A 22538-nucleotide genomic window follows, 5' to 3' on the forward strand; every position below is an offset into this window, starting at 1 on the left:
CGGCGTCCCCCGTTCACGGGTGAGGGGCCGACCTCGAGTCGGCCCCTCACCACGTCGTCGTCGATTACTTGAAGTCCTCGGTCTTGTCGGCCTTCCAGGCCCCACCCTCGACCTTGTAGACGGTCAGGACGCGGGCCTTGCTGTCGCCGAACTCGTTGAACGCGACCGCGCCGGAGGCGCCGTTGAACGAGACCTTGCCGAGCGCCTCGACGGTGCCCTTACGGGCCGAGGTGGCGTCCTTGGCGTCCTTCAGGCTGACCTTGAGGGCCTCGATGATGGACTGGGCCGCGTCGTAGGAGTACATGCCGTAGGCGCCGTAGCTCTCCTTGTAGCCGCCCTTGCCGTAGGCGTCCAGGAAGGCCTTGGCCGAGGCCAGCGACTCGGCGGGGGCGCCGACCGACGTCGCGAGGTCGCCGTTGGAGGTCGCACCGGCGAGCTCGATGAACGCCGGGTCGAAGATGCCGTCGCCGCCCATGAGGGGGACGTTCAGGCCTGCGGCCTTCATCTGCTGGCTCAGCGGGCCGGCCTGCGGGTACTCGCCGCCGTAGTAGACGGCCGCGGGACCGGCCGCCTTGACCTTGGAGATGACCGCGGAGAAGTCCTTGTCGTCGGGGTTGATGGTCTCCTCGCCGACCACATCGCCGCCGCTGGCCTTGAACGCCGTCGCGAAGGCCGACGCCAGGCCCTGGCCGTAGGCCTTCTTGTCGTTGATCGTGGCGACCTGCTTGATGCCCTGATCGAGGAGGTACTTCGCCGCGAACGGACCCTGGACGTCGTCGGTGGTGCAGGTGCGGAAGTAGGTGGTGTAGGCGCGCTTCGGGTTCGCCAGGTCGGCGCCCTTGGTCAGCGACGGGTTGGTGTTGGCCGGGGACACCAGCGCGATGCCCGCGGACTCGAAGATGGGCTGGATCGCCTGGCCGACCGAGGAGTTCAGCGGGCCGACGACACCGACGACGTCCTTGTCGCCGGTGAGCTTGGTGGCCGCGTTCTTGCCGGCGTCGGGGCTGGCCTGGTCGTCCTCGGAGACGAACTGGAGCTCCCAGCCGGGGATCGCGCCGGACTCGTTGGCCTGCTTGACCGCCAGGTCGACCGAGTTGCGCATGCCGGCGCCCATCGCGGACAGGCCGCCCGACAGCGGCGCGATGAGGCCGATCTTGGCGATCTTCTTGCCACCGCCCTGGGTTGCCCCGGCGGTCGGCTCGGCGCTGCGCTGCCCACAGCCGGCGAGTGTCAAAGAGGCGATGAGCAGGCCGGAGATGCCGGCCGCGGCGAGACGTCGATTCACAGGTTCCTCCTGAATGGAACTGCGCGGGCGTGCCCGCTTGGATGGCGAGAACAGTAAGTTCACGCCTCCCCGCTTGGGAACACCCGGGACCCGACTGAATCCTTTCCTTTACCGAGCCGTTACCGCAGGGGCCTCCGGGTCACCCGCGCCGGTGACAGCCCTACTCTGGTCCCATGCCCGATGCGATGAAGCCCGAACCCTTCCCCGACCACGACATCCGCCGCGTGCTCGCGGTGGTCGCCCACCCCGACGACATGGAGTACGGCTGGTCGGCGGTCGTCCACCACTGGACGGCCGCGGGCGTCGAGGTGGCCTACCTGCTGCTCACCCACGGCGAGGCGGGGATGCAGATCGACCCGGCCGAGGTGGGGCCCCTGCGCGCCGCCGAGCAGCGGGCCGCCTGCGACGCGGTGGGCGTCGAGCGACTCACGCTGCTCAACCACGCCGACGGCCGGCTCATGCCGACGCTGGACCTGCGCCGCGACATCGCCCGCGAGATCCGCACCTTCCGGCCCGACGCCGTCCTCACCATGACCTGGGACGTCGTGGCGCCGTGGGGGCTCAACCAGGCCGACCACCGCGCCGCCGGGCTGTCGACGCTCGACGGGTGCCGCGACGCGGACAACACCTGGGTGTTCCCCGACCTGGCCGAGACGGGGCTGGCCAAGTGGGGCCCGGCGTGGCTGCTGGTCGGCGGCACGTCCGACCCGAACTACGGGATCGCGCTGGAGCCCGCCGACGTGGACGCCGCGGTGCGCTCGCTGGCGGCCCACGAGGCCTACCTCGCCGCGCTGGGCCCGGACTACCCGGCGCCCGACGACTTCCTGCGTCCCGCCTTCAAGGGCCAGGGGGAGGCGCTCGGCACCGAGGACGCCTACCTGTTCACCGGCCACCGCCTGCGCTGACGCGCACGCCCGGACGCCGGCGACCCGCCCGCCATCGGACCGATCGGCGGGCGGGTCGTCGCAGCGGTGCGACCGTCAGGAGGCGACGGGCTCGGCGTCGCGTGCCTGCGCGCGGTCGGCGCTGCGGCGGTAGTACATCGCCAGCATCGCGCCGGACAGGTTGTGCCAGATCGAGAACACCGCGCCGGGCAGCGCGGCCACCGGGTTGAAGTACTGGGCGGCCAGGCCCGCGGCGAGCCCGGAGTTCTGCATGCCGACCTCGATCGAGACGGTGCGGCACGAGCGCGGCGGGAGCTTGAACAGTCGGCCCGCGCCGTACCCGAGCAGGTAGCCCAGCCCGTTGTGCAGCACGACGGCCGCGAACACGATCAGGCCGGCGCTGATGACCTTGTCGGCCGAGCCGGAGACCACAGCCGCGACCACGCCCGAAATGGCGACCACCGAGATCCAGGGCATCGCGGGCAGCAGCGGCTCGAACACCCGGGGCAACAGCAATCGCAGCACGAGCCCGCCCAGCACGGGGATCAGCACGATCTGCAGGATGCTCAGCGCCATCCCCGCCCCGTCCACGGCCATGAACTGGCCGGCCAGCAGCAGGGTGAGGGCGGGGGTCAGGATCGGCGCGAGCAGCGTGGAGACCGAGGTCATCGTCACCGACAGCGCGGTGTCCGCCTTGGCGAGGTAGCTCACGACGTTGGAGGCCGTCCCGCCCGGCGCGCAGCCGACCAGGATGACGCCGGCCGCAAGATCGGGCGGCAGTTGCAGCGCCAGCGCGACGCCCAGCCCGACGAGCGGCATGATCGCGTACTGGGCCACCACACCGATCAGGATGGGCAGCGGCCGGGTCAGCACCAGCTTGAAGTCGGACACCTTCAGCGTCAGGCCCATGCCGAACATGATGACCATCAGCAGGGTGTTGACGTGGGGCGCCAGCGTCTTGGCGGTGGGCGCCGCGAAGTAGCCGAAGGCTGCGGCGGCCAGCACGAGAAGGGGGAACACCGTCACCGCGACGGTGGCGCTGCGGTCCTCGGGCGTGCGGTTCAGGGTGGTCTTCGGGGGCTCGCTCACCGTCCCGGTCTACCCGACCGTCTCACCGTTCGGAGAATCCGTCTCAGATCGTGGGCATCGGGCCGAGGCCGCATTCGGGCCGGTCCGCCAGCAGGACGCGCATCGCGCGGGCATGCTGATCCCCCAGTTCGGGGAAGGAATCCGGCCGGAAGAACGCGGCCTCGGTGTTCTCGCCGTCGGCGGGGTGGGGCTCGCCGGACACGGCCCGCGCCAGGAACGTGTGGTTGATGTACTGCGTCTGGTCGCCGTTGCCGTAGGTGACCACGTCGGTCACGTCCTGCCAGACGAGGCGCTCGACCTCGGCGGTCACCCCGGCCTCCTCGAGCACCTCGCGGGACGCCGCCTCCCAGGGGTGCTCGCCCGGGTCGATGATCCCGGTGACCGGCGACCAGGCGCCCGACTCGGCGCTGCGGACCAGCAGCCACTCCCGGCCGTCCGGCCCCTCCCGGTGCACGCCGACGGTGACCCCGGAGAGCCACAGCATGCGGGTGCCGACCGCCGCGCGCAGGTCGAGGATGAAGTCGGGGGTCGCCATGGCGTCCACTGTAGGCAGCCGCGCGGCTCCCCCGGACCGGGTGGCCGGACGCGGACGCCGCGCCGCCCGCGTCAGGCCGCGTCGTCGTCGCTGCTGAGCAGCCCGCGGATGTCGTCGCCGGTGAGCGGCGCGGCGGCGTCCGAGGCCGTCCCGACCACCTGGTCGAACAGCTGCCGCTTGCGCTCCTGCAGCGCGACCACCTTCTCCTCGATGGTGTCGGCGGCGACGAGCCGGTAGACGTTGACGGGCTTGTCCTGGCCGATGCGGTGCGTCCGGTCGATGGCCTGGTTCTCCGCGGCGGGGTTCCACCACGGGTCCAGGATGAACACGTAGTCGGCCTCGGTGAGCGTCAGGCCGAAGCCGCCCGCCTTGAGGCTGATGAGGAAGACGGGCGCGTCGCCCTCGCGGAAGGACGCGATCCGCGCGCCGCGGTCGCGGGTGCGTCCGTCGAGGTACTCGTACGCGATCCCCTCCTCCTCGAGCCGCTTGCGCACCAGGCCCAGGAAGCCGGTGAACTGGCTGAAGACGAGAGCGCGGTGCCCCGCGGAGATCACCTCGGTGAGCGAGTCCAGGAGGGTGTCGATCTTCGCCGACGCCGCGGGAAGCTCCTCGTCGATGAGCTTCGGCGCCAGGCACAGCTGCCGCAGCAGCGTGAGCGAGCGCAGGATGGTGATCCGGTTGCGGGCCAGGTCGTCGACCAGACCCAGCACCTTCTGCCGCTCGCGGGCCAGGTAGCGGTCGTACAGGCGGCGGTGCTGCGGGCCGAGCTCGACCGCGACGACCTGCTCCTGCTTGTCCGGCAGCTCGGCCGCCACCGCGCTCTTGGTGCGGCGCAGGATCAGGGGCCGGATCCGGCGGTGCAGGCGCGCCAGGGCGTCCGGGCTGCCGTCCTCGATCGGCTTGCGGAAGACGGTGGTGAAGGACTTCGGGTCGGGGAACAGGCCCGGCGCGGTGATCGACAGCATCGACCACAGGTCCATCAGGTTGTTCTCCAGCGGCGTGCCGGTCAGCGCGATCTTGCTGCGGGCGCGCAGCCTCCGGACGGCCTTGTGCGCCTGCGCGGCGCGGTTCTTGACGAACTGCGCCTCGTCGAGCAGGACGACCGACCAGTCGATCGCCTGGTACTGCTCGGCCTCCAGGCGCAGCAGCGTGTACGAGGTCAGCACGATGTCGGCGTCGGCGGCCCGTTCGGCGACCGGCTCGCCGCGCCGCTTCTCCGTCTCGGTGACGGCGACCACCCGCAGGTCGGGCGCGAACGTGGCGGCCTCGTGCTCCCAGGTGCCGAGCACCGACGTCGGGGCGACGACGAGCATCGGGCGGGTCAGCTCCCCCTCCTCGTGCAGCGCCTGGGCCAGCCCGAGGGCCTGCACGGTCTTGCCCAGGCCCATCTCGTCGGCCAGGATCCCGCCCAGCCGGGACGCGTACAGGAACCGCAGCCAGCGGTAGCCGACCTCCTGGTAGGGGCGCAGCTGGGCCTGCAGCCGCTGCGGCAGCGGCGCCTCGGGCAGCGCGTCGGCGTCCAGCAGGGCCGAGACGGCCTGGTGCCACTCGGCCGACTGCTCGGCGACCACACCGAGGGAGACCAGTTCCTCCCACAGGCCGGCCTGCTCGGGCGCAGGTGGAGGGTGTCGCCGTCGCGGTCGACGAGCTGGCGGGCCTCCTCGATCACCACGCGCAACTGGTCCAGCTCGGGATGGTCGAGCGAGAACCAGGTGCCCGAGTCGAGCAGCAGGTGATCGTCGCCGACGGCCAGGGCGGTGAACAGCTCGGTGAACGGGACGGTCTCGCCGTCGATGGTGACGGTGACGTCGAGATTGAACCAGTCGCCGGTCGGGGCGTCGGTGACGGCGAGTTCGATGCGCGGCGCCTCGGCCGCCTCGCGGTACTGCGGGACGTCGCCGTTGCGGACGACCTCGACGCCCTCGGTGTCGGCCAGGCGGGGCAGCACGTCCGCGATGAACCCGAACAGGGCGCGTCCGGTGAGGAACGCGGGCCGCAGGTCGGCGCGCCCGTCGGCGGTCTCGAACGACCACGGCCCGTGCGGCAGCGTGGCGACCAGGCGGGCCTCGGCGGCCTCGTCCCGGACGGGCGGGTCGGTGGCGGCGCGCGCCAGGCCGAGGTCGTAGCTGCGCTCCCCGATGCGGTAGCGCCAGCCCCAGCCGACCGTCGCGTGGCGGCGTCCGACGTCGACGCGGCAGATCAGCGTCGGCGGCGACGGCTCCGGGACGCCGAGGTCGTCGGCGACGCTGACGCTGAAGCGGCGCCGCAGCTCGGGCAGGTAGGCGTTGGTGAACAGCCCCGCCTCGGCCCGGGGCACGCTGATCGACCCCGACCGGACGAACAGGTCGTGTTCGGCGTCGCCCAGCGGCGTCGTGAGGGGCCCGAGCAGCAGGCGATCGTCCAGCCGCAGCGCCAGCCCGTGCGCCGGGTGCCCGAGGAAGGCCGAGCGCGGCGGGGCGAGGGCGACGCCGTCGGGCCCGACCACCGTCGGGGTGACCTCCAGGCCGTCCTCGGCGTGCCGGACGAGCACGGTCGGCTCGAAGCGGCCGGGCATCGCGACCGGGGGCAGCGGCTTGCGGTGCGCGTCGGTGCCCGACAGCAGCGGGATGCCGCGGTCCTGCGCCAGGCCGAGCAGGTCCCACAGGTCGGGGGGTAGCTCGTCCAGCGGCAGCCCGTCGGGGCGGTAGCCGTAGGCGTAGCCGGAGCGCTCGCGGGCGCGGATCAGGCCCAACAGCACCTCCCGCTGCCCCGCGGCGAAGGTGCCGGGCCGCTCGCGCACGTCGTCCCAGGAGGCGTCGGCCTTCACCCAGGCGTGCCGCTTGCCCTTCTTCAGGGGACGCAGCGTCAGGCCGAACCCCGTCTCGTTGAGCTGGAGGGCCACCTCGTCGCCGCCCTCGCCGCCGGTCGCGCCTCCGGTGGGCAGGGTGCCCGTGGCGGGCCGGGCGCCCGCGAGCAGCGGCCGGAGCGCCGACTGCCACCCGCCGTCGCCGCCCTGGGCGCGGGCCTGCTCCAGGACCGCGACGGCGTGCTTGCAGTCGCGGCGCTGCGGGCACGTGCACGTGGCGACCAGGGGGCCGCCGTCGCGGCGCACCGCCGAGGACTGGTAGACCTGCCCACCCGAGCCGCGGACCCGAGCCATGACGAGGTCCCCGGAGACCTGCAGGCGGCCGACGCGCCCCTCGCGCTGGTACTCCCGGCCGCGCTCCGCGACGATCCGCCCGAAGTGACGGGTGAGGCCGTCCTCGGTGAGCCCGGAGATCCAGTGTGGAAGTGCAGTCATCAAGCGTTCAGCCTAATCGGCTCGGGCAAAGATGCGCCCCCTCCGGTTGCCGCCCTTCCCGCTTCCGCGCGCCCTCGCCCCGGGCCGGAGTGCCGCGCCGCGTCTCACGACGGGGGATACCCCCTAGCCGGACGCATGATCCCCGGGGGAGGATGGGGGATGGACACCCCCATCTTCGCGTTCTTCGCCCTCGCCTACCTGGGCCTCCTGCTGTGGGGGGTCGCGCTCGCCCGGCGCAGCGGTTTCGCCACCCCGGCGAACCTTCCGCTGCTGGTGGTGGCGGCGCTGGTGTACGACAACGCCATCATCGCCCTGGGCGGCGTCATCGGGGAGGGGCGACGCTGGAGGGGTTGAACCTGGCCCGGTTCTGGATCCACGCCCTGATCACGCCGCTGCTGGTGGCCTGGTCGCTGCACGCCATCCGGCGCAGCGGCGTGCGGGTGGCGCAGAGCCGCGGCTACGCCGTTGCCGCGATCCTGGTGACCGCCGCGCTGGTCGTGCTGGAACTCATGCTCGAGGTCCGGGACCTGCACATCGTCCCGGCGCGGGAGTACGGCGCCCTGTCCTACACCAACGCGGAGCCGCCGACCGGCCCGCCCGCCATGGTGCTCGTCGTGGCCGCGTTCCTGCTGCTCGCCGGCGTGGTGGTCCTGGTGAAGCAGCGGTGGCCGTGGCTGCTGGTGGGAGCCGCGATCATGACGGTGGGCAGCGCGATCGACCTGCCCGTGCCCAGCAACGCCGCCACCAACGCGTTCGAGTTGATCCTCCTGGTGTCGATCCTGGCCACCAAGGCGTTCCAGGACGCGCGCGCCGGCGAGACACGGGTGACCACCGCGACCGAACACGCGGGGCGGGTCTGACAGGGTGGCGAAGAGAGGTGCTGGAGCCACCTAGCGGATTCGAACCGCTGACCTACGCTTTACGAGAGCGTCGCTCTACCAACTGAGCTAAGGTGGCGCGTCCCGACGGGCAGGACCGAGGCATCACTCTAGCAACGCCGGGGCCCCACGTCGAAACGGGAGTCGCCCGCGGTCAGCGCCGCGCGAGCGGCCTCATCCACGCAGGCGGCGCCGCGGCCCAGCGCCCCGTGCCCCTTCCCCTCCCGGGTGATCAGCACGCCGGTCGCCAGGTCGTCGGCCAGCGCTTCGGAGCCCGCGTGGGGCGTCGCCGGATCGCCCGTGCTCGCGAGCACGAGGATCGGCACCCGCACGGCCGACCCGGCCACCGTCAGCGGCGCGGCCGGCGCGGGGAAGCCGACGCAGACGAGGTCGGGGCCCAGCGCCTCCCCCAGCGTCGGCGCCGCCGTCGCCGCCTCCCGCCAGGCGGCTACCGCCGACGCCTCGTCCCGCCACGGGGTGTCCGCGCACGTGGTCGCGCGGAAGGTGCCGAGCAGGGGCCCGTAGCTCCCGTCCGGACGCCGCCCCGCGAGCCCGTCCGCCGCGTCGAGCAGCGGGGCGCCGTCGCCGGCCTCCGCGGCGGCGAGCGCGTCCGCGAGCACCGTCGTGTCGCCCGCGTAGGTCAGCGCCACCATGCCGGCGGCGGCGAGCGGGCGGGTGAGCGCGCGCTCCCCCACGGCCGGCGGGTCGCTCGCCGTCCTGGCCAGGACGGCGGCCGCCCGGCCGGCCAGCCCGGCGCGGGCGAGCGCCGCGTCGAACCCCGCCGCCTGCGGCGCCGTGGGCGGGTTCACGTCGGGCGGGGAGTCCAGCACCATCGCGGCGACCTGCTCCCCGTGGGCCTCGGCGTAGGCCGCGCCGACGCGGCCGCCCTCGGAGAAGCCGAGGAAGCGCAGCGGCTCGCCGGTCAGGCGGGCACGCAACGCCTCGAGGTCGGCCGCCTGCGTCGCGGCGTCCAGGTGATCGACGAGGTCGCCCGCGTCCGCACGGCACGCGGCGCCGAAGGCCGCCGCCTCCGCCCGCGCGCGCCGCCAGGCCGGGGTGTCGGCCTCGGCGTCGGCGAGGCTCAGGTCATGGGCGAGGAACGCGTCGGCGTCCGGGCCGTCGAGGCAGGCGAACGGCCTCGACCCGCCGACACCGCGCGGGTCCCACGCGATCAGGTCGTAGGCCTCCAGGCCGCTGCGGTCCACGGACGCCAACCGCTCGCGTCCCGACACCCCGGGCCCGCCCGGGTGGACGAAGATCGCCCCGGCGCGCGGGGCGCTCGCCGGGCGCATCGCGACCGCCAGCGTGATCCGGCGCCCGTCCGGGGCGAGGGGATCGACGGGCACGGCGACCTCGGTGCAGCGGCCGAAGGCGCAGTCTCGCCAGGCCGGGCCGTTCGCCGCGGGCGCGGGCGGGGACGGCGCGGTGCAGCCCCCGAGCAGCACGAGGGCCGCCACCCCTGCGGCGTGGCGGCCCCTGCGGTGCACGGTGTCAGTCGACGGTCTTGCGGGAGCGGAAGCCGCGGTCGATCGACCAGCCGCCGCCGCCCACGAGCAGGAACAGGATGCCGACGGCGACGAGCAGCAGCTCGAGTTCGCCGTTGAAGCCGGACCCGCCGGGCTGGAAGGGGCTCCACGGCCCCCACTGCACGAACGCCAGCGCGCCGCCGGCGACGAGCGCGACGCCCAGGCCCGCGACCCGGGTGAGGAGGCCGAAGACCAGCGCGATCGCGATCGCGATCTCGGCCGCGCCGATGACGATCGCGAGGATGCCGGGCGAGGGCAGGATCGTGTTCTGCAGCATCTCGGTGGCGGCGGGCAGGTTCAGCAGCTTGTTGGCGCCGTGGATGCCCATGATGGCCGCGACGACGAGGCGCAGCAGGAACAGCCCCAGCGACCCCAGGAACTTGTCGTTGGTGCGCTGCACGACCTTGACGGTCTCGGTGCGGGTCGGCGTCGGGGCCGGCTGCGCCGCACCGCGGACGGTGCCGCCCACGACCGGCGCGGCCGCCACGGGCGTCGGCTCGGGCTCCGGCTTGGGCGCCAGCGCCTCGAGACGCTGCTGCCGGCGCGCCGCCCGCTCCGCGACGAGGCGGTCGTGCTCGGCGGTCACCGCGGCGTCCTGCGACGCGAAGGCGCGGTTGGAGCCGGGGGCCCAATCGCCGCCGGGCGCGGGCTGCGTCGGCTCGCGGCGGAGTTCGGTGCGCGCGTCGGCCTCGGGCGCGGCGGGCGCTTCGGCCACGGCGTCCGGCTCGGTGCGTCCCGACTCCGTGAGACCCGGCTCGGCGGCGCCGTCGCGGTAGAGGCCCTCGTCGTGGACGACGGTGGCGTCGGGGTCGGCGTCCGTGGGCACGGTGGGGCGGGCGTCGGTCGCGGCGTCCCAGTCGTCGCCGGGGTGCTCGTCGCTGCGATTCTCGGCCATGGGGAAGTCCTTTGCCTTCGGAAGAAGAAACAGTCTCGACCATCGTCGCAAAGCGGGGCCGGATTGGGCCGCAGCGACACCGGCGCGGCGCGGTTAGGCGTGCAGACCGATCATGAGGGCCTCCATCGCGAGCAGCGGCGCCACGTTGGTCTCGAGCGCCTCCCGCGCCGCCAGGATGGCGTCCAGGCTGGCGATGGTGCGCTCGGGCGTGGTGCGCTTGGCGATCGAAGCGATGTCCGGCTCGACGTCGGCGTTGACCAGGCGGGTCGTCGCGGCGGTCTGCACGGCGAACACGTCGCGGTAGTAGCTGGTCAGCTCGCTCAGCACCCGGTCCAGGGCGTCGCGCTGGATGCGCTTCGCGCGGGCCTTCTGCTGGTCCTCCAGGTCCCGCAGCGCCGCCTGGGCGTGCCGCGGACGCGCCCCCTTGGTCCCGACGCCGAGCGCCTCGGAGAGTTCGGCGCGCTCCTTGACGTCGAGCTCCGCGGTCGCCTCGGCGGCCTCGGCGCCGGCCGCCTCCACGAGGTTCGCCGCGGCCTGCAGGCAGTTGCCGAGCGTGAGGAGTTGCGCGGGGATCCGCAGGATCTCGGCGCGCCGGCGGCGGGCCTCCTCGCTGCGCGCGATCGCGCGGGCGCGCCCGATGTGGCCCTGCGCGACGCGGGCGGCGTGCGCGGCCATCTCCGACGGGACGCCGTCGCGCGTCCGCAGCAGTTCGGCGATCGCCGCCTCGCCGGGGGTGGTGAGCGACACGTTGCGGCTGCGCGAGCGGATGGTCACGACCACGTCCTGCGGGGTGGGGGCGCACAGCAGCCACACGGTGCGGGGCGCCGGCTCCTCGACCGCCTTGAGCAGCGCGTCGGCGCCGCGCTCGGTGACGCGGTCGGCGTCCTCGACGACGATGACCTGGTGCCGGCCCACGGTCGGCGTCATGGCGGCCCGGCGGACGAGGTCGCGCACTTCGTCGACGCCGATGCTCAGCTGCTCGGTGCGCAGCAGCGTCACGTCGGGGTGCGCGCCGGACAGCGACGTGCGGCAGGCGTTGCACGTGCCGCAGCCGCCGCGCTCGCACTGCAGGGCGGCCGCGAAGGCGCGGGCGGCGTTCGAGCGCCCCGAGCCGGGCGGGCCCGTCAGCAGCCACGCGTGCGTCATGGCGTTCTTCTCGCCGCGGACGGCGCGGCGCAGGGTCTCGACGGCGCGGTCCTGCCCGACGAGCTCGGCCCAGACGCCCGTCCCGGCGGGCGGCGTTTCGGTCATGGGGCCAGTGTGCCGTCGGCGTCCGACACCTGCGGGTCGAGCAGCGCCCGCAGGACGCCGCGGCGTCCGACCTCGGGGCCCTCGGCGTCCGCCGGCTCGGGCGCGAGCAGGCCCGCGAGGCGGTCCCGGATCGCCGCCTGGATCTCGGTGATGGACGCGCGGGCGTCGAGGATCAGGTAGCGCTCGGGCGCGCGGCCGGCCAGCTCCAGGAAGTGGTCGCGGGTGCGGTCGTGGAAGTCGTGGCCGGCGGCCTCGAGCCGGTCGAGCTCCTTGATGGTGGCCAGGCCGTCGCGGGGCGCCAGATCGAGCAGGACCGTGAGGTCGGGCACGAGGTGATCGGCGGCCCACCAGGCGATGGGTTCCAGGTCGGCCAGGTCCAGGACGCGCCCGGCGCCCTGGTAGGCCAGCGTCGAGTCGATGTAGCGGTCGGAGATGACGACCGCGCCGCGCTCGAGGGCGGGCTTGATCGTCGCGTCGACGTGGTGGGCGCGGTCGGCCGAGTACAGCAGCGCCTCCGCGCGCGGGGACAGGTCGCCGGTGGCGGGGTCGAGCAGGATGGCGCGGATCTTCTCCCCCACCGGCCCCTCGCCGGGCTCGCGGGTCAGGACCACCTCGCGCCCCTGCGCCGCCACCCACTCGGCGAGCAGCCGCGCCTGGGTCGTCTTGCCCGCGCCGTCGCCGCCCTCGAACACCACGAAGAGTCCACGCACGGTGTTCATCCTAGGCGGACGTGACAGAGGAATAGATCCGTCCGGGACGGTGTTCGCCTAGTACACGACCACCCCCGCCATCCCTGTTACGCGTTCGGAAAGGATCATCCCTCCATGACCCAGCCGCAGAGCTTCGATCAGCCGATGAACAAGTCGCAGACCGCCGGTGGTGCGCTCGCCGAGAGCGACGCCCACTCGCTGTCGGTGGGCCCCAACGGCCCGCTCGTCCTGCATGACGTGCACCTGGTCGAGACCCTGGCCCACTTCAACCGCGAGAACATCGTCGAGCGTCGCCCGCACGCCAAGGGCGCCGGCGCCTTCGGCTCCTTCACGGTGACCCACGACGTGTCGCAGTACACCAAGGCCGCGGTCTTCCAGCCCGGGACGGAGACCAAGACGCTGCTGCGGTTCTCGACCGTGGCCGGCGAACTGGGCTCCCCCGACACCTGGCGCGACGTGCGCGGCTTCGCGCTGCGCTTCTACACCTCCGAGGGCAACTACGACCTCGTCGGCAACAACACCCCGGTCTTCTTCCTGCGCGACCCGCTCAAGTTCCCGCACTTCATCCGCAGCCAGAAGCGCCTTCCCGGCAACGGCCTGCGCGACAACACGATGCAGTGGGACTTCTGGACGCTGTCGCCGGAGTCGGCGCACCAGGTCACCTACCTCATGGGCGACCGCGGGCTGCCGAAGGACTGGCGTCACATGAACGGCTACGGCTCGCACACCTACATGTGGGTCAACGCGGCCGGCGAGCGGTTCTGGGTCAAGTACCACTTCCACACCCAGCAGGGCATGGAGTTCCTCAGCAACGAGGAGGCCGCCAAGCTCGCCGGTGAGGACGCCGACGCGCACCGCCGCGACCTGTACGAGGCGATCGAGCGCGGCGACTTCCCGAAGTGGACGATGTCGGTGCAGGTCATGCCGTACGAGGACGCGAAGACCTACCGCTTCAACCCGTTCGACCTGACCAAGACCTGGTCGCACGAGGACTACCCGCTGATCGAGGTGGGCGAGCTGGAGCTCAACAAGAACCCGGACAACTTCTTCGCCCAGATCGAGCAGGCGGCGTTCGCGCCGTCCAACATCGTGCCGGGCATCGGGTTCTCCCCCGACAAGATGCTGCTGGGCCGCGTGTTCGCCTACGCCGACGCGCACCGCCACCGCATCGGCTCGAACTTCCACCAGCTCCCGGTGAACCAGCCGATCGCGACCGAGGGCGGCCAGGAGCGGGCCAACCAGTACATGTTCGACGGCCAGATGGCGTTCTACCACTCGGGCACCGCCCCGGTGTACGCGCCGAACTCGTTCGGCCGCCCCTACTCCGACTGGCAGGGCACCCCGGCCGAGTCCTGGGAGGCCGACGGCGACCTGGTCCGCGCCGCCTACACGCTGCACGCCGAGGACGACGACTTCGGCCAGGCCGGCACGATGGTCCGCGAGGTCTTCGACGACGCCGCCCGCGACCGCCTCGTCGACACCGTCACGGGCGCGCTGGGCGGCGTCACGGGCGAGGTGCTGGCCCGGGCGCTGGAGTACTGGAAGTCCATCGACGCGGGTGTCGGTTCCCGCATCGAGGACAAGGTGAACGCTCGCTGAGCCTGTCCGCCGCGACCCGAGCGGGGTCGGCCCACTGGGGCCGGCCCCGTTCTGCGTCCGGGCTGCGACCAGGATCGGGTCTCGATCGCGACAGCGCAGCCCCCGGCGCCCCCACCAGGGTGATGGAGTGGGGGCGCCGTCGAGCCGCCGATCTCTGGTCACACGGCTCCGCCGGGCGCCCGTCGCGACGACGGTAGGGTCTGCGGGTGCCCTTGTTCGTCGTGTCCGTGACCTTCCGCAACCCCGCCGGCGACCTGCTGCTGGTCCGCAAGCGCGGCACGCGGGCGTTCATGCTCCCCGGCGGCAAGGTCGAACCCGGCGAGACCCACGCGGAGGCGGCCGTCCGCGAGGTCCGCGAGGAGATCGGACTGACGCTGCCCCGGATCAGCTGAGCCTGCTGGGCCACTGGACCGCCGGCGCCGCGAACGAGCCGGGGATGCTCATCACCTCCGACGTGTTCACCGCGCCGCTGGTCGGCGAGCCGACGGCGTCCGCGGAGATCGAGGAACTCCGCTGGCTGCCGCTCACCCCGGACGCCGTGCACGCGCCCCGGCTGTCGCCGATGCTGATCGAGCACGTGATCCCGGCGCTGGTGGGCTGACCCGGAGTCCGCGCAGGATCAGTCCTTCTTGGCGGGCGCCTTGCGGGTGGCGGGCTTCTTCGCGGCCGTCGTCTTGGCGGCGGGCTTCTTGGCCGTCGTCTTGGCGGCGGGCTTCTTGGCCGCCGTCTTGGCCGTGGTGGTCCGACGCGTCGTGGTCTTCTTGGGGGCCGGGCCCTTCGCGCGCTTCTCGGCCAGCAGTTCGGCGGCCCGTTCGAGGGTGATCTCCTCGACCGAGTCGGACTTGCGCAGCGTGGCGTTGAACTCGCCGTCGGTGACGTAGGGGCCGAAGCGGCCGTCCTTCACCACGACGGGCTTGCCCGAGGCGGGGTCGGCGCCGAGTTCCTTCAGCGGGCCAGCGGCGGCGCGGCGTCCGCGCTGCTTGGGCTGGTCGTAGATCGCCTGGGCCTGCTCCAGGGTGATGGTGAACAGCTCCGACTCGGTGGTCAGCGAGCGGGAGTCGGTGCCCTTCTTCAGGTACGGCCCATAGCGGCCGTTCTGGGCGGTGATCTCCTCGCCGTCGGTGCTCACCCCGACCACGCGCGGCAGGCTCAGCAACTGCAGCGCCTGCTCCAGCGTGACGCCGTCGAGGGTCATGTCCTTGAACAGCGATCCGGTGCGCGGCTTGGCGCTCTTGGGGGCGTCCTCGGGCAGCACTTCGGTGACGTAGGGGCCGAAGCGGCCGTTCTTCGCGACCAGCATGGTCCCGGTGTTCGGGTCGAGGCCGAGTTCCTTCTCCGCGCCCGCCGGGGTCGCCAGCAGCTCCTGCGCCTTCTCGACGGTCAGCTCGTCGGGCGGCAGGTCGTCCTCCACGTTGGCGCGATTGCCGTCGGCGTCCTCCAGGTAGGTGCCGTAGCGGCCCACCCGGACGGCGATGCCGGACTCCTGCCCGGCGACCGGGTGGAAGGTCGACATGACGCGGGCGTCGATGTCGCCCAGGTCCTCGACCAGGGACTGCAGCCCCTCGTAGCCGTCGGCGCCCTCGCCCTCGGTGCCGAAGTAGAAGTCCTTCAGCGTCTGGATCCGGTCGGCCGAACCCTTGGCGATCTCGTCGAGGATGTCCTCCATCTCGGCGGTGAACTGGTAGTCCACCAGGCGCGGGAAGTGCTCCTCCAGCAGGCGGGTCACCGCGAACGCGAGCCAGGTCGGCACCAGGGCCGACCCCTTCTTGAACACGTAGTCGCGCGTGGTGATGGTGCGGATGATGGACGCGTACGTCGACGGGCGCCCGATCTCGAGCTCTTCGAGCTTGGCGACCAGCGACGGCTCGGTGTAGCGCGCCGGCGGCCGGGTGGCGTGCCCCTCGGCCTCCACGCCGGCGACGGCCAGGTGATCACCCGAGGACAGCGCGGGCAGCTGCGCGGTGTCGTCGTCGGACGCGTCGCCCTCCTCGGTGCCCTGCACGTAGGCGCGCAGGAAGCCCGGGAACGTGATGGTACGACCGGACGCCGTGAGTCCGGCCTGCTCGACCCCGACGATCTCGCCGGTCGTGGCGTGCGCGACGTCGAGCGGGGCGCCCAGCGCGGCGGTCATGGCGATCGAGACGGTCTGCCCCTCGGCGTCCTTCATCTGGGACGCGACCGTCCGCTTCCAGATCAGGTCGTAGAGCCGGAACTCGTCGCCGTGCAGCCCGGACGCCTTGGGCGTCACGAAGCGGTCGCCCGCCGGGCGGATCGCCTCGTGCGCCTCCTGGGCGTTCTTCACCTTCGAGGTGTAGGCGCGCGGCCGGTCGGGCAGGTAGGCCTCGCCGTAGAGCTCCTTGACCTGGGCGCGGGCGGCGGCGATGGCCGAGCCGGACAGGGTCGTGGAGTCGGTACGCATATAGGTGATGTGGCCGCCCTCGTACAGGCTCTGGGCCACCGACATGGTGCGCTGTGCGGTGAAGCCGAGCTTGCGGCCGGCGTCCTGCTGCAGCGTGGTGGTGCGGAAGGGCGGGTAGGGGCGGCGCGTGTACGGCTTGGCCTCCACGGAGTCGACGGTGACGTCGGCGCCGGTGAGGGCGTCGGCGAGCGCGCGGGCGCCCTCCAGGTCGAGGTGCAGCGCCTTGCGGGCGGTCAGCTTGCCGGCGGCGTTGAAGTCGCGGCCCGAGGCGACCTTGAGGCCGGCGGCGGTGCTCACCCGCGCGGTGAACGCGGACGGCTCGGCGTCGGGGCCGGCGTCCAGGGTGACGGTGAGGTCGGCGTAGGAGGCCGACACGAACGCCATCCGCTCGCGCTCGCGGTCGACGATCAGGCGGGTGGCGACCGACTGGACGCGGCCCGCGGACAGCTTCGGCTTGACCTTCTTCCACAGGACCGGGCTGACCTCGTAGCCGTAGAGGCGGTCGAGGATGCGGCGGGTCTCCTGGGCGTCGACGAGGTCGATGTCGAGGTCGCGCGGCGCGGCGACGGCCGCGCGGATGGCGTCGGGGGTGATCTCGTGGAAGACCATCCGCTTCACGGGGACCTTCGGCTTGAGCTCCTGCAGCAGGTGCCACGCGATGGCCTCGCCCTCGCGGTCCTCATCGGTGGCGAGGAAGAGTTCGTCGACGGTCTTGAGCGCGTCCTTGAGCTTCTTGATGGTGGCCTTCTTGGCCGCCTGCACGACGTACAGCGGCTCGAAGCCGTTCTCGATGTCGACGCCGGTGCGCGCCCACTTCTCCCCTTGTACTTGGCGGGGATGTCGGCGGCGCCGGTGGGGAGGTCGCGGACGTGACCGACGGACGCCTCGACCACGTAACCGTCCCCGAGGTACTGCGCGATGCTGCGCACCTTGCCGGGGGACTCCACGATGACGAGTGCGCGTTTGGTGTCTGTTGCCACGATCTGCCTTCTACGACGAACGGGAGCGGGACCCGCTCCTGCGATGATCGGCTCCGCGAAGAGCCCACCAAACGGGATGCTAGCGGGTCTCCGCAACGACGCCCGTCACCGGGGTGTCGGCGGCGCTGCCTAGACTTGCCGCGTGACCTCGCCCTGGCCCGCCGCGCCGAAGCGCCCCGCGTCGCGGCCCACCTCGCTGGTGGCCGTGGTGATCGGCGTGGTCCTGGCCGCGGTGGCGCAGCTCTCCACGATCGCCGTGCTGGGCACGACGGCGGTCGCGTGGGCCGGCCGGACGCCGCCCGCGGCGCCGTTCCCGGGCCTGTCCCCCACTCCGATCCAGTCGCCGACGCCCACGGCGTCCCCGACGCCGACGGTCCAGCAGACCACGGGTCCGGTCGACGTGACCGACGACGTGCAGCGCGGCCTGGTGCTGATCGCGGGGCGCACCGGCAACGAGGGGGTCGCCGGCACCGGCATGGTGCTGACCCCCGACGGCTTCGTGCTCACCAACTACCACGTGGTCCGTTCCACGTCCTCGGTGTCGGCCACCGTGGCCCCGACCGGACGCACCTACAAGGCCAAGCTCGTCGGGCGGGACGCGACCAAGGACGTCGCGCTGCTCAAGCTGGAGGGCGCCCAGGACCTCAAGGTCATCGCGCACGACCGGGACCCGGTCGCGGTCGGGGACGCCGTCGTCGCGGCCGGCAACGCCAACGGCCAGGGCTACGTGACCGCGAACCGCGGCAACATCCAGGCGCTCAACACCTCCATCTCCGTGCGCAGCGCGTCCGAGAACGACCCGCCGGTGCGGCTGCGCGGCCTGATCCAGACCAACGCCCCCGCCTGGCCGGGCGACTCCGGCGGGCCCATGTTCGACGCCGAGGGCGAGGTGCTCGGCATGACGACGGCGGGCGGCTCCGACGACAACGACGAGCGCGACAAGCAGGTCTACGCGGTGCCGATCGACGCCGCCATGAAGGTCGTGGAGCAGATCCGCGCCGGCGACGAGTCGGGCACCGTCGTGATCGGCCCCAAGGCCTACCTGGGGGTCGTGGTGCGCGCCGACGACGCCGCGCAGGCGGTGGTCGTGACCCGCGTCGAGGACGGGACGCCCGCGGCCAAGGCCGGCATCCGCAGCGGCGACACCATCTCCTCGGTCAACGGCACCGCGATCACGAGCCGCTCCGACCTGTCGACCGTGCTGGACAAGGTGGAGCCCGGCAGCACCATCCCGATCGGCTGGACGACGGCGGCCGGGCGCGAGCGGACCGGCCAGGTCACCGTCGGCACGAGCTCCATCAACTGAGGGTCGCCGCGCCCTCCATCACCCGCGGACGACCGCGCCCGCGGCGTCCGGCTCGCGCGCGTCGGCGCCCAACAGGTGCTCGCCCAGGGCGATGACGGCGGCGTGCACGGTCGCCGCGCTCAGCTCGTCGTCGAACCGCAGCGCCGGGCGCGCGGGGGCGTCCAGGGCCGCCAGGAAGAGGCCGACGGCCAGGCGCCGCTCCGGGTCGGGGGCGGGCCCCAGCAGGGCGGCCTCCATCCGCGCGAACGTCCGCGCCGTCCCCGGGTCGCCGGCCAGGACCGGGGCGACCGCCGGGTCGGCCATCATCACCTGGTAGCGGCGGCGCCGCGCCACCATGATGTCGGCCAGCCCGCGCACCACCACACCGGCCCGGCGCGCCGGCTCCGACACGCGCCAGGCGCCGCGGACGACCTCCTCGAGCTCGTCGAGCCCGGGTCGCAGCACCTCCAGGACGATCGCGTCCTTGGTGCGGAAGTGGTGGTACACGGCCGCCTTCGTCAGGTCGAGCCGCTCGGCGATCATCTGCAGCGACGTGCCGGCCACACCCCGCTCCGCGAACAGATCCAGGGACGCCTCGAGCACCCGCTCGCGTCCCACCCCGGCCGCCGCGCGTCCCATGCGCCCTCCTCGTCCCCGGCCGCGTCGCGGCGTTCTCGTCAGGATTCCGCCAGTCTACTAGCCGATCGGCTAGTATTTTGGTGACGGGCCGCTCCGAGCGGCCGACGTGACCGCGGACGCTCACCAGAAAGGCACCCATCATGGCCGACAACCTTCCCGTATCGCCCCCCGCCAAGGACTGCACCGTCGACCTGCTGGTCGTCGGCTCCGGCACCGGCATGGCGACAGCCCTCGCCGCCCACGAGCGCGGCCTCGACGTCCTGGTCGCCGAGAAGACGGCCTACGTCGGCGGCTCGACCGCCCGCTCGGGCGGCGCCTACTGGATCCCCGCCAACCCCGCGATGATGCGCGACGGCGCGATCGACACCCCCGAGCGCGGCCGCGAGTACATCAGCAGCGTCGTCGGCGACACCAGCCCCGAGGCGCGCTGGCAGGCCTTCATGGACTACGGCGACGCCACGGTGAACATGCTGGAGCGCACCACCCCGCTGACCTTCTTCTGGGCCAAGGGCTACTCCGACTACCACCCGGAGGAGCCGGGCGGCGACGCCACCGGCCGCAGCTGCGAGGCCAAGCCGTTCGACCTGCGCCAGCTCGGCAGCGAGCGCCCGCGCTTCCGCCCGGCGACCATGTCGGCCCCGGTGCCGATGCCGGTGACCGGCGCCGACTACAAGTGGATGAACCTCATGGTGAAGACGCCGCTGAAGTCGATCCCGAAGATCGTCAAGAGCGTCATCCAGGGCATGGACGGCCTGGTCATCAAGAAGGAGTTCAGCGCGGGCGGCCAGGCGATCGCCGGCGGCATGTTCGCCGGCCTGGTGAACGCGGGCGTCCCGGTGTGGACCAACACCGCGCTGGTCCGGCTGTTGACCACCGACGGCGCGGTCACCGGCGCCGTCCTGAACCAGGACGGCCGCGAGGTCACCGTCAAGACCCGCCAGGGCGTCGTGCTCGCCGCGGGCGGCTTCGACCACAACATGGAGATGCGCCGCCAGTACCAGTCCGAGTCGCTGACGCAGGACCTCAGCCTCGGCGCCGAGGGCAACACCGGCGACATCATCGGCATGACGCAGGAACTGGGCGCGGAACTGGCCAACATGGACCAGACCTGGTGGTTCCCGGCCGTCGCGCCGGTCAAGGAGGGCGCCCTGCCCGCGATCCTGCTGGCCGAGCGCTCGCTGCCCGGCTCGCTGATCGTCGACCAGTCCGGCCGCCGGTTCATCAACGAGTCGACCGACTACATGAGCTTCGGGCAGAAGCTGATGGCGCTGGAGAAGGAGGGCACGCCGGTCACCGAGATGTGGCTCGTCTTCGATCAGCAGTACCGCAACTCGTACGTGTTCGCCGGGGGCAGCTTCCCGCGCATGGACCTGCCGCAGGCCTGGTACGACGCCGGCATCGCCCACAAGGCCGACAACGTCGCCGAACTGGCCCGCAAGACCGGCCTGGACGCCGAGGCGCTCGCCTCGACGGTGGGCCGGTTCAACCTGCTCGCGGGCGCCGGGAACGACGAGGACTTCCAGCGCGGCGCCTCGGCCTACGACCGGTACTACGGCGACCCGACGCAGGCGCCCAACCCGAACCTGCGCCCGCTCTCGGGCACGGTGTACGCGGTCAAGATGGTGCTGTCGGACCTCGGCACCTGCGGCGGCGTGATGACCGACCGCCGGGGCCGCGTGATGACGGCCAAGGGCGAGGCCATCCCCGGCCTGTACGCCCAGGGCAACGCCGCGGCGAACATCTTCGGCCAGACCTACCCGGGCGCGGGGGCGACCATCTCGCAGGGACTGGTCTACGGCTACATCATCGCCAAGGACGCCGCCGAGCGTAAGGCGGCCGCCCGCGCGGCCTGACCGCCGTCGCGGCCTGACCGCCGTCGCGGCCTGACCGCCACCCGCCGCACCGCGGCCCGACGCCCCGCGCGTCGGGCCGCGGTCCGCGTCCGGGCTCACAACGAACCACGAGGCGGCCCACAGGGGAGCCACAGGATCGCGGCGTCCACTGGTGGTCATGAAGACGACCACCTCGCTGACCGCACTCGCGCTGGCCGGCGCCACCGCGCTGGCCCTGGCGGTGCCCACCCTCGCCCCTCGTCTCGCCGACCGGCTGACGCCCGCCCTGCAGGCGCCCGTCTCCGGCGTCCTCATCCCCGCGCGCACGGGCGGCTCCGCCTCCGATCCCGGCACCGGGGCGTCGAGCGGCGCGGCGTCCGAGTCGGGGGTCGCCGGCTCCTCCGGGTCGGGGGTCGCCGGTCCCTCCGATCCGACCTACCCCGGTTCCGCGGCGTCCGCGTCGGCCGGCCCGACCTCCCCCACGGCCGCGCAGAGCAAGGGGATCGTCCTCATCACGACCCGGGTCGGCTCGGGTGAGGCCGCCGGCACCGGCATGGTCCTGACCCCCGACGGCCAGGTCCTCACCAACTACCACGTGGTCCAGGGCTCGACGCAGGTCGAGGTCGAGGTCGCCGACACCGGGCGGACCTACGCCGCCACCGTGGTGGGCCACGACGCCACCCGCGACGTGGCGCTGCTTCAACTCAAGGACGCCTCCGGGCTGGCGACCATCACCCCGGACGCCGACCAGGTGGCCGTGGGGCAGTCGCTGACCGCGGTGGGCAACGCCTCCGGCGGCGGCTCGCTCGTCGCGGCCCCCGGCAGCGTCACCGCGCTGAACCAGCAGGTCACCGTCAACAACGACAACGGCGGCACCGAGACCCTGACCGGCGTCATCGCCACCGACGCCGGCGCGGTGCCGGGCGACTCCGGCGGCCCGATGTTCGACGCCCAGGGCGAGGTGCTCGGCATGACGACGGCGGGCAGCCAGACCGTGACCCGCTCGCCGCGCGGCACGGCCCAGGGCACGGCGACCACCACGACCAGCTACGCCGTGCCGATCGCGGACGCCCTGAGCGTCGTGCAGCAGATCAGGACGGGCAGGGAGTCGGGTTCGGTGCAGGTGGGCGCCCGCGCGTACCTGGGCGTCAGCGTCCTGCCCACCCCCGCGCTGACGGTCGCGTCGGTCGTGTCCGGCGGCCCGGCGGCCGAGGCCGGGATCACCGTCGGGTCGATCATCACCTCGCTCCAGGGGACGCGCGTCGCGTCGCAGGACGACCTGTCCGGCATCCTCGACGGGCTCGATCCGGGCGCGAAGGCCACGGTGACCTGGGTCGACGCCGACGGCGCGCAGCACCGCGCCACCCTCACGCTCGGCGCCAGCCCGGTGAACTGACCGGCCGCGAACCCCCGGTGAGCCGGACGCGCACCTCGTCGGCGGTCTCGACGTG

19 protein-coding genes, 1 tRNA gene and 1 pseudogene are annotated in these 22538 nt (G+C 73.1%); 9 read left to right on the top strand and 12 right to left on the bottom strand.

Annotated elements, in window-relative coordinates; translation table 11 throughout:
- Positions 1-64 precede the first annotated feature (64 nt).
- Positions 65-1285 (bottom strand): branched-chain amino acid ABC transporter substrate-binding protein, encoded by a 1221-nt coding sequence (locus G7070_RS05250; protein ID WP_166232536.1) that lies wholly within the window; start codon positions 1283-1285, stop codon positions 65-67.
- A 173-nt stretch (positions 1286-1458) separates the two neighbouring features.
- Here G7070_RS05250 and G7070_RS05255 point away from each other — a divergent pair, with 173 nt between their 5' ends.
- The gene (locus G7070_RS05255) at positions 1459-2190 is read left to right on the top strand and encodes a PIG-L deacetylase family protein (RefSeq protein WP_206079955.1); all 732 of its coding nucleotides are present in this window, start codon (positions 1459-1461) and stop codon (positions 2188-2190) included.
- Positions 2191-2265: 75 nt separating this feature from the next.
- On the opposite strand, the gene G7070_RS05260 is transcribed toward G7070_RS05255, so the two are convergent.
- The 4 genes from G7070_RS05260 to G7070_RS18420 form a co-directional block, all read right to left on the bottom strand.
- On the bottom strand, positions 2266-3258 hold the full coding sequence (locus G7070_RS05260) for a bile acid:sodium symporter family protein (protein ID WP_166232538.1): 993 nt from the start codon (positions 3256-3258) through the stop codon (positions 2266-2268).
- 43 nt (positions 3259-3301) lie between these two features.
- Positions 3302-3793, bottom strand: a complete 492-nt coding sequence (locus G7070_RS05265; protein WP_166232540.1) for an NUDIX hydrolase — start codon at positions 3791-3793, stop codon at positions 3302-3304.
- Positions 3794-3864: 71 nt separating this feature from the next.
- Positions 3865-5229, bottom strand: coding sequence for a DEAD/DEAH box helicase (locus tag G7070_RS05270; protein ID WP_246227687.1), 1365 nt, complete (start codon positions 5227-5229; stop codon positions 3865-3867).
- A complete protein-coding gene (locus G7070_RS18420; RefSeq protein ID WP_246227378.1) occupies positions 5115-7073 on the bottom strand; it encodes an SWIM zinc finger family protein in 1959 nt (652 codons plus the stop codon). The genes G7070_RS05270 and G7070_RS18420 overlap by 115 nt, the downstream gene beginning before the upstream one ends.
- A gap of 159 nt (positions 7074-7232) precedes the next feature.
- On the opposite strand from G7070_RS18420, the gene G7070_RS05275 reads away from it, so the two are divergent.
- Both G7070_RS05275 and G7070_RS05280 read left to right on the top strand, forming a co-directional pair.
- On the top strand, positions 7233-7427 hold the full coding sequence (locus G7070_RS05275; RefSeq protein ID WP_166232544.1) for a hypothetical protein: 195 nt from the start codon (positions 7233-7235) through the stop codon (positions 7425-7427).
- Positions 7424-7933 (top strand): hypothetical protein, encoded by a 510-nt coding sequence (locus tag G7070_RS05280; RefSeq protein WP_166232546.1) that lies wholly within the window; start codon positions 7424-7426, stop codon positions 7931-7933. Before G7070_RS05275 ends, G7070_RS05280 begins: the two co-directional genes overlap by 4 nt.
- A 21-nt stretch (positions 7934-7954) precedes the next feature.
- On the opposite strand, the gene G7070_RS05285 is transcribed toward G7070_RS05280, so the two are convergent.
- From G7070_RS05285 to tmk, 5 genes are all read right to left on the bottom strand, one after another.
- A tRNA-Thr gene (locus tag G7070_RS05285) sits at positions 7955-8030 on the bottom strand.
- A 31-nt stretch (positions 8031-8061) separates the two neighbouring features.
- The gene (locus G7070_RS05290; RefSeq protein ID WP_166232548.1) at positions 8062-9438 is read right to left on the bottom strand and encodes an alpha/beta fold hydrolase; all 1377 of its coding nucleotides are present in this window, start codon (positions 9436-9438) and stop codon (positions 8062-8064) included.
- Between the two features lie 4 nt (positions 9439-9442).
- A complete protein-coding gene (locus tag G7070_RS05295) occupies positions 9443-10372 on the bottom strand; it encodes a DoxX family protein (protein ID WP_166232549.1) in 930 nt (309 codons plus the stop codon).
- Positions 10373-10465: 93 nt separating this feature from the next.
- The gene (locus G7070_RS05300; protein WP_166232551.1) at positions 10466-11623 is read right to left on the bottom strand and encodes a DNA polymerase III subunit delta'; all 1158 of its coding nucleotides are present in this window, start codon (positions 11621-11623) and stop codon (positions 10466-10468) included.
- Entirely contained in the window at positions 11620-12342 is a 723-nt protein-coding gene (gene tmk / locus G7070_RS05305; RefSeq protein WP_166232553.1) for a dTMP kinase, read from the bottom strand. Before tmk ends, G7070_RS05300 begins: the two co-directional genes overlap by 4 nt.
- A 105-nt stretch (positions 12343-12447) precedes the next feature.
- On the opposite strand from tmk, the gene G7070_RS05310 reads away from it, so the two are divergent.
- The 3 genes from G7070_RS05310 (at position 12448) to G7070_RS17605 (ending at position 14533) form a co-directional block, all read left to right on the top strand.
- A complete protein-coding gene (locus G7070_RS05310; protein WP_166232555.1) occupies positions 12448-13932 on the top strand; it encodes a catalase in 1485 nt (494 codons plus the stop codon).
- Positions 13933-14138: 206 nt separating this feature from the next.
- Entirely contained in the window at positions 14139-14324 is a 186-nt protein-coding gene (locus G7070_RS17600) for an NUDIX domain-containing protein (RefSeq protein WP_206079956.1), read from the top strand.
- A gap of 44 nt (positions 14325-14368) precedes the next feature.
- On the top strand, positions 14369-14533 hold the full coding sequence (locus tag G7070_RS17605; RefSeq protein WP_206079957.1) for an NUDIX hydrolase: 165 nt from the start codon (positions 14369-14371) through the stop codon (positions 14531-14533).
- A gap of 18 nt (positions 14534-14551) precedes the next feature.
- Here the strand turns inward: G7070_RS17605 and topA are convergent.
- Positions 14552-17331, bottom strand: a pseudogene (gene topA, locus G7070_RS05320) (type I DNA topoisomerase).
- A 142-nt stretch (positions 17332-17473) separates the two neighbouring features.
- On the opposite strand from topA, the gene G7070_RS05325 reads away from it, so the two are divergent.
- A complete protein-coding gene (locus tag G7070_RS05325) occupies positions 17474-18637 on the top strand; it encodes a S1C family serine protease (protein WP_166232557.1) in 1164 nt (387 codons plus the stop codon).
- Between the two features lie 18 nt (positions 18638-18655).
- Here the strand turns inward: G7070_RS05325 and G7070_RS05330 are convergent, their stop codons facing one another.
- Complete coding sequence (locus G7070_RS05330; protein WP_166232559.1) at positions 18656-19255, bottom strand: TetR/AcrR family transcriptional regulator; 600 nt, start codon at positions 19253-19255, stop codon at positions 18656-18658.
- Positions 19256-19395: 140 nt separating this feature from the next.
- Between G7070_RS05330 and G7070_RS05335 the strand changes: the two genes are divergently transcribed.
- Both G7070_RS05335 and G7070_RS05340 read left to right on the top strand, forming a co-directional pair.
- Positions 19396-21108, top strand: coding sequence for a 3-ketosteroid-delta-1-dehydrogenase (locus G7070_RS05335; protein WP_166232561.1), 1713 nt, complete (start codon positions 19396-19398; stop codon positions 21106-21108).
- A gap of 157 nt (positions 21109-21265) precedes the next feature.
- Positions 21266-22483: a S1C family serine protease gene (locus tag G7070_RS05340; RefSeq protein ID WP_166232563.1), complete on the top strand. Its 1218-nt coding sequence runs from the start codon at positions 21266-21268 to the stop codon at positions 22481-22483.
- The last annotated feature ends 55 nt before the right edge of the window (positions 22484-22538 follow it).

The sequence above is a fragment of the Propioniciclava coleopterorum genome (assembly GCF_011393335.1).
GTDB lineage: Bacteria > Actinomycetota > Actinomycetes > Propionibacteriales > Propionibacteriaceae > Propioniciclava > Propioniciclava coleopterorum.

Bases quoted from the DNA above. Each gene is read 5' to 3' on its own strand.
- G7070_RS05255 (WP_206079955.1), top strand. From the start codon at position 1,459: ATGCCCGATGCGATGAAGCCCGAACCCTTCCCCGACCACGACATCCGC.
- G7070_RS05265 (WP_166232540.1), bottom strand. From the start codon at position 3,793: ATGGCGACCCCCGACTTCATCCTCGACCTGCGCGCGGCGGTCGGCACC.
- G7070_RS18420 (WP_246227378.1), bottom strand. From the start codon at position 7,073: ATGACTGCACTTCCACACTGGATCTCCGGGCTCACCGAGGACGGCCTC.
- G7070_RS05275 (WP_166232544.1), top strand. From the start codon at position 7,233: ATGGACACCCCCATCTTCGCGTTCTTCGCCCTCGCCTACCTGGGCCTC.
- G7070_RS05295 (WP_166232549.1), bottom strand. From the start codon at position 10,372: ATGGCCGAGAATCGCAGCGACGAGCACCCCGGCGACGACTGGGACGCC.
- G7070_RS05300 (WP_166232551.1), bottom strand. From the start codon at position 11,623: ATGACCGAAACGCCGCCCGCCGGGACGGGCGTCTGGGCCGAGCTCGTC.
- tmk (WP_166232553.1), bottom strand. From the start codon at position 12,342: ATGAACACCGTGCGTGGACTCTTCGTGGTGTTCGAGGGCGGCGACGGC.
- G7070_RS05310 (WP_166232555.1), top strand. From the start codon at position 12,448: ATGACCCAGCCGCAGAGCTTCGATCAGCCGATGAACAAGTCGCAGACC.
- G7070_RS17605 (WP_206079957.1), top strand. From the start codon at position 14,369: ATGCTCATCACCTCCGACGTGTTCACCGCGCCGCTGGTCGGCGAGCCG.
- G7070_RS05330 (WP_166232559.1), bottom strand. From the start codon at position 19,255: ATGGGACGCGCGGCGGCCGGGGTGGGACGCGAGCGGGTGCTCGAGGCG.
- G7070_RS05335 (WP_166232561.1), top strand. From the start codon at position 19,396: ATGGCCGACAACCTTCCCGTATCGCCCCCCGCCAAGGACTGCACCGTC.
- G7070_RS05340 (WP_166232563.1), top strand. From the start codon at position 21,266: ATGAAGACGACCACCTCGCTGACCGCACTCGCGCTGGCCGGCGCCACC.